Here is a 5,680-nt window from a genome sequence, read left to right as displayed (position 1 = left end):
AGGGGATAATGTGGAGCTTGAGGTAGAACTCATACAGCCTGTAGCGATGGAGGAAGGTCTCAGGTTTGCTATAAGGGAAGGAGGAAGGACTGTGGGAGCTGGAGTTGTTACTCAGATTCTTGATTGAGAGGTGAAAAATGGAGGAGTTGATACGGATAAAGCTAAGGTCCTATGATCACAGACTTCTTGATCAGTCTGTCAAACAGATCATAGACACAGTAAAGAGAACTGGTGGTATAGCAAAAGGTCCCATTCCACTTCCCACACTAAAAAAGCGATGGATAGTGCTTCGCTCCCCCCACAAGTTTGATCAATCAAGAGAACATTTTGAGATAAGGGAACACAGAAGGATTATTGACATAACGAGGATCACGCCTCAGACGGTAGAATCTCTTATGAGTATTAACTTACCCGCAGGTGTGGATGTTGAATTAAAAATGAGGAGCTGATCATGGCTGTAGGGTTGATAGGTAAAAAGGTCGGCATGACGAGAGTATTTTTAAGGGATGGTACGGCAATTCCTGTAACTGTGATTGAATTACAACCTAATGTAGTAGTTGCCATAAGAAACAAAGAGAAAGATGGTTACACAGCCATTCAACTCGGTGCCTTTTCCGCAAAAGAAAAACACCTTACAAAAGCTCAGATAGGTCACTTACAAAAAGCGGGTGTTAAACTCGTGAGGATCCTTAGAGAGTTCAAAGTAGACAGTGTGGAAGGTTACCAAGTAGGACAAGAGCTTAGTGTTGGCGATGTCTTTTCACCCGGTGATTTGGTAGACGTCGTGGGTATCAGCAAGGGTAGAGGATTTACGGGTACTATGAAAAGGTGGGATTTTGGAGGATTTCCAAAATCTCACGGACACAGATACCACAGAGCTGTGGGTTCAATAGGGAACAGATCTGATCCCGGAAGGGTGTGGAAGAGTAAGAGAATGGCAGGACATTACGGAGCGCAAAAGGTAAGAGTTCAAGCCCTTTTTGTAGTTGATGTGCTTCCTGAAAAGAATCTTCTTTTGGTAAAAGGTTCGGTTCCTGGTCCTGTAGGCGGTCATCTGGTAGTGGAGAAAAGTGTTATATCCCAAAGGAAATCGCAGAAGCTCAAACTAAATAGGTTAAAACACATAAATGAAAATCTCGTAAAAGGAGCACAAGTATGAAGGTGGGAGATATGGAACTCAGAGATGATGTATTTAACGTGGAAGTAAAAAGACATGTACTTTGGGAAGTGATAAAGTGGCAACTTGCGTCAAAAAGACAGGGAACGCACAGTACTAAGACAAGAGGTGAAGTATCTTATAGCAGAAGAAAACTCCTGCCTCAAAAGGGTACAGGTAATGCAAGGCATGGGGACAGAGGTGCCAACATATTTGTAGGTGGAGGTGTAGCTCACGGTCCAAAGCCTACAGATTACTACTACAATCTTCCCAAAAAGGTCAGAAAATTGGGATTAAAAATGGCGCTCTCCTCAAAAGCTCAGGAAGGCAAGATAGTTATTTTTGATGGTGTAAATATAGGTGATATTCCTAAGACAAAAAAAGCTTTGGAATTTCTGAAAAACTTGGGATTAAAAGATCTTAAAGTAACCGTAGTTATTCCGCAAAAGGATGAAGTAGTTATGAAGTCCTTTAGAAACCTCCAAACAGTGAAAGTACTTCCCGTTGAGGGTCTCAACGCTTATGACATACTTTGGTGTGACGTACTTGCTCTTCACAAGGAAGCTATAAACAAGATATACGAGAGGTTATCAGCATGAGAAAGCCTGAAGAGATCATAATAAGACCTATCATCACTGAGAAAAGCAACAGGCTCATAGAGGATAGAAAAAAGTACACCTTTGAGGTAGCCATTGATGCTACTAAACACGAGATAAAGTATGCTGTTGAACAGCTCTTTAAAGTTCCCGTCATCAAAGTAAACACCCTGATAGTAAAGCCAAGAAAGAAAAGAGTACTCGGTAAACTTAGGAAATATGGCTACACACGCTCTTACAAAAAGGCTATAATTACAATTCCTCCCGATAGGGAGATAGATCTACTAAATATGTGAGGTAAGCAGTATGGGTGTGAGAAAGTTGAAACCGGTCACTAACGGGCAAAGGCATGCGATCCTTTATGACTTTAAGGAGATCACGAAAGATGAACCTGAAAAGTCCCTTATAGTATACTGGCACAGAGCTAAAGGAAGATCAAGACAACAAGGTAAAATAACGGCGAGATCCAGAGGAGGAGGACACAAGAAGAGATATAGGATCATAGATTTCAAAAGGGATAAAAGCCTTGTTCCTGCGAAAGTGGTCTCGGTAGAATACGATCCTTTCAGATCCGCACGTATAGCACTTTTACATTACGCTGATGGTGAAAAAAGATACATAATCTGGCCTGATGGTTTAAAAGTCGGTAGCACGGTTGTGTCTATATCATACGAGGATGCTGAAAAGGGAAAGGAGCTTCCTGAGATAAAAGTTGGGAACGCTATGCCATTGAAGTATATACCTGTTGGTACGATGGTACACAACGTGGAACTACATCCCGGTAAGGGTGGTCAACTTGCAAGATCAGCAGGTATGTCAGCTCAAATATTGGGCAAGGTAGATGACTACGTACAATTGAGGCTACCTTCCGGAGAGATAAGGTTAGTACATCAAAGGTGTATGGCAACAATTGGTGTTGTAGGTCTTGCTGAACATGAGCTTATAAAGATGGGGAAGGCTGGAAGATACAGGTGGCTTGGATGGAGGCCCCACACGAGAGGGACGGCTATGAATCCCGTGGATCACCCGCACGGTGGAGGTGAAGGGAAAACAAAAGGTAAACATCCAGAATCACCCTGGGGCTGGAAAACGAAAGGTTATAAAACGAGAAGAGGTAAAAAGTATTCTGACAGGTTTATACTCTCCAGAAGGAAAGGAGGCTTGCAGAAATGAGTTTCAGGGGTGCATGGAATAAGAGAAACAGGCTTATAGAGGACCTTGATACCTTCCTAAAACTTTATAAAAAGACGCAAAGAATATATAAAAAGGTTAGAAAGGTACAGCACACGGAGAGTCTCTTCCAGCAAGCTCTTGCGAGATATAGGGAGGTATGGAACGAGTATAGGGCATTGGTTAACAAAAAAGCTTGGGTTGATCCAAAGCTCTGGAAGAAGATCAAACTTATGAACCAAACAGGGGATAGAAAAGTCGTGAAGACTTACAGCAGAGACACAACCATAATTCCAGAATTTGTTGGACATACCATAGCTGTACACAATGGTAAGACTTTTGTACCGGTATACATAACTGCGGATATGGTAGGGCATAAGCTTGGTGAGTTTGCGCCTACAAGAACCTTCAAGGGACATCCCGAAAAGTCAGCGAAGGTAGCAAAAAAGAAGTGAGGTAAAGATATGGAAGTGAAGGCTGTTTTGAAGTATGCGAAGATCTCACCTACAAAGGTGAGGCAGGTGCTGAGAGTTATTCAAGGTCAAAGTGCAGGAAATGCACTTTACCAGCTCAAAGTTATACCTAAGAAAAGTGCAAAAATAATAGAAGGTGTCCTCAAAAGCGCTCTTGCCAATGCGGAACAGCACGGACTTGATATTGAAAAGGTTTATATAAAGAAGGCTGTAGCAGACGAAGGACCCATATACAAGAAGTGGATGCCAAGAGCACATGGAAGGGCAACTATGCTCAGAAAGAGAACCTCTCATATAACCATAGTTTTAGAGGAGAAAAAGGAGGAAAAGTGAATGGGACAAAAGACGCATCCTATAGGGTTTAGAATAGGCGTAATAAAAGATTGGAACTCAAAGTGGTTTGCCGGTAAAAGGGATTATACTAAACTTCTTCACGAGGATCTGAGCATAAAGGATTACATAAAGAAGAGGTACGCTTCCGCAGGTGTCTCCAAAGTAGTTATAGAGAGGGCTGCTGAAAAAGTGAAAGTGAGAATACTTGCAGCAAGACCTGGCATCATTATCGGAAGAAAAGGTGCGGAGGTAGAACAACTTAAAAAGGACATAGAGAGTATCGCGGTAGGTAAGGAAGTTACTATAACTGTTGATGAGGTAAGAGTTCCTGAGCTTGATGCTCAGCTCGTGGCAGAAGAGATAGCTCTTCAAATAGAAAGGCGTGTATCTCACAGGAGGGCAATGAAGAGAGCTATAGACAATGCTTTTAAAGCTGGCGCAAAGGGAGTAAAGGTCCAGGTAAAGGGTAGGATAGGCGGTGCAGAACTTGCAAGAGCGGAGTGGTTTTTGGTGGGTAGGATGCCACTCCAAACCTTAAGAGCAGATATAGATTATGGCTTTGCGACAGCTCAAACCAAATACGGCGTTTTGGGTGTAAAGGTCTGGATATACAAAGGAGATATACTCAAAGGCGGTAAAGAGGAAATAATAAAGAAGATAGAAGAAGATCTAAAGAAAGCTGAAAAGGAGGTATGAAAGATGTCTTTTTTGGCACCGAAAAAAACTAAGTTTAGAAAATCACAAAGAGGAACGATGAAAGGCAAAGCCTTTAGAGGTAATAAACTCGCCTTTGGTGAGTACGGAATACAAGCTCTTGAATCACATTGGATAACTCAAAGACAGATAGAAGCGGCAAGAATAGCTCTTGTGCGCGCTTTGAGAAAAGGAGCAAAGGTATGGATAAGCATCTTCCCAGATAAACCTTACACTAAAAAACCTAACGAGGTAAGGATGGGTGGAGGGAAGGGTGATCCGGAAGGCTTTGTAGCTGTTGTTAAGCCAGGGAGAGTGCTTTTTGAGTTTTCCGGTGTGCCAGAAAGTGTTGCACAAGATGCTTTTAAACTAGTTTCCGCCAAATTGCCTATAAAGGTGAGGCTTATAAAATCAGGAGGTATGATAGTATGAAGGCTGAAGAACTCAGAAGATTGAGCCTTCAGGATTTGAAGAAAAAAGAGGAAGAACTAAGGAAGGAACTCGTAAAACTCAGGTTTAAAAAAAAGATAGAAGGTCTTCCTAACATCATGTCTATAAGGAACACTAAAAGAGATCTGGCTAAAGTACTTACTATAATAAAGGAAAAGGAATTGAAAGGAGAGGTATCATGAAAAGAAAAGAATTTGTGGGAACAGTAGTAAGTGACAAAATGCAAAAGACCGTTGTGGTAAAAGTTGACAGAAAAGTACCGCACCCTATTTACAAAAAGCACATAATAAGGAGCAAGAAATATCACGCTCATGACCCCAATAATGAATGTAAAATTGGTGATCTTGTTCTGATCAGAGAAACGAGACCACTTTCAAAAACTAAAAGATGGGTTGTTGTCAAAATACTCCAAAGAGCTAGAGTACCCGAAGAGGCTTTGTAACTTTTAATCAGAAGAAAGGTTGAAAATCTTTCCTTTTATCTAATTTTAGTATTCTATCCGTTTAAATTCCACACGGTACATTAACAACAAGGGCTACAGGCTTTTGCTGGAGCTACTTGAAAGGTTTAAATTCCACACGGTACATTAGCAACGAGGTTCTCTCAGGCCTCCTCTGGGGGAGCTTTGACGTTTAAATTCCACACGGTACATTAGCAACCTTCCTGAAGACTTTATGCTTGGAAAAGCTATAAAAGAGTTTAAATTCCACACGGTACATTAGCAACTACGGCTTTCTTTATGCCAAACCTGTCAGTGATATCTAGTTTAAATTCCACACGGTACATTAGCAACCTCCTCAACCCCCTCC

General features: G+C 41.6%; 12 protein-coding genes and 1 CRISPR repeat array. All 12 genes read left to right on the top strand.

Annotated elements, in window-relative coordinates; all coding sequences use genetic code 11:
* Nucleotides 1–127 (top strand): elongation factor Tu (gene tuf, locus ABWK04_03760; GenBank protein ID MEZ0361003.1); only part of this gene is annotated, 127 nt, incomplete at its 5' end.
* A 10-nt stretch (nt 128–137) separates the two neighbouring features.
* Nucleotides 138–449, top strand: coding sequence for a 30S ribosomal protein S10 (gene rpsJ / locus ABWK04_03755; protein MEZ0361002.1), 312 nt, complete (start codon nt 138–140; stop codon nt 447–449).
* A gap of 2 nt (nt 450–451) precedes the next feature.
* Nucleotides 452–1,159 carry a 50S ribosomal protein L3 gene (gene rplC, locus ABWK04_03750; protein ID MEZ0361001.1) on the top strand — a complete coding sequence of 236 codons (708 nt, stop codon included), beginning with the start codon at nt 452–454 and terminating at the stop codon, nt 1,157–1,159.
* Nucleotides 1,156–1,755, top strand: coding sequence for a 50S ribosomal protein L4 (gene rplD, locus ABWK04_03745; GenBank protein MEZ0361000.1), 600 nt, complete (start codon nt 1,156–1,158; stop codon nt 1,753–1,755). The genes rplC and rplD overlap by 4 nt, the downstream gene beginning before the upstream one ends.
* The gene (gene rplW, locus ABWK04_03740; GenBank protein ID MEZ0360999.1) at nt 1,752–2,048 is read left to right on the top strand and encodes a 50S ribosomal protein L23; all 297 of its coding nucleotides are present in this window, start codon (nt 1,752–1,754) and stop codon (nt 2,046–2,048) included. The genes rplD and rplW overlap by 4 nt, the downstream gene beginning before the upstream one ends.
* Nucleotides 2,049–2,058: 10 nt before the next feature.
* Complete coding sequence (rplB, locus tag ABWK04_03735) at nt 2,059–2,925, top strand: 50S ribosomal protein L2 (GenBank protein MEZ0360998.1); 867 nt, start codon at nt 2,059–2,061, stop codon at nt 2,923–2,925.
* Between the two features lie 176 nt (nt 2,926–3,101).
* Nucleotides 3,102–3,377 (top strand): 30S ribosomal protein S19, encoded by a 276-nt coding sequence (rpsS, locus tag ABWK04_03730; protein ID MEZ0360997.1) that lies wholly within the window; start codon nt 3,102–3,104, stop codon nt 3,375–3,377.
* A 9-nt stretch (nt 3,378–3,386) separates the two neighbouring features.
* Nucleotides 3,387–3,728 carry a 50S ribosomal protein L22 gene (rplV, locus tag ABWK04_03725; GenBank protein ID MEZ0360996.1) on the top strand — a complete coding sequence of 114 codons (342 nt, stop codon included), beginning with the start codon at nt 3,387–3,389 and terminating at the stop codon, nt 3,726–3,728.
* Nucleotides 3,729–4,424 (top strand): 30S ribosomal protein S3, encoded by a 696-nt coding sequence (rpsC, locus tag ABWK04_03720; protein MEZ0360995.1) that lies wholly within the window; start codon nt 3,729–3,731, stop codon nt 4,422–4,424.
* Between the two features lie 3 nt (nt 4,425–4,427).
* Nucleotides 4,428–4,853, top strand: coding sequence for a 50S ribosomal protein L16 (gene rplP, locus ABWK04_03715; protein ID MEZ0360994.1), 426 nt, complete (start codon nt 4,428–4,430; stop codon nt 4,851–4,853).
* Entirely contained in the window at nt 4,850–5,053 is a 204-nt protein-coding gene (rpmC, locus tag ABWK04_03710; GenBank protein ID MEZ0360993.1) for a 50S ribosomal protein L29, read from the top strand. The genes rplP and rpmC overlap by 4 nt, the downstream gene beginning before the upstream one ends.
* On the top strand, nt 5,050–5,313 hold the full coding sequence (gene rpsQ, locus ABWK04_03705) for a 30S ribosomal protein S17 (GenBank protein MEZ0360992.1): 264 nt from the start codon (nt 5,050–5,052) through the stop codon (nt 5,311–5,313). The genes rpmC and rpsQ overlap by 4 nt, the downstream gene beginning before the upstream one ends.
* Before the next feature lie 59 nt (nt 5,314–5,372).
* Nucleotides 5,373–5,664: a CRISPR direct-repeat array (repeat unit 29 nt; unit sequence GTTTAAATTCCACACGGTACATTAGCAAC).
* Nucleotides 5,665–5,680 lie beyond the last annotated feature (16 nt).

Source organism: Hydrogenobacter sp. (assembly GCA_041287335.1).
In the GTDB taxonomy this organism is placed as follows: domain Bacteria; phylum Aquificota; class Aquificia; order Aquificales; family Aquificaceae; genus Hydrogenobacter.
Note: the sequence above shows the minus strand (reverse complement) of the source record. Positions and strands in the feature narration are given on the sequence as shown.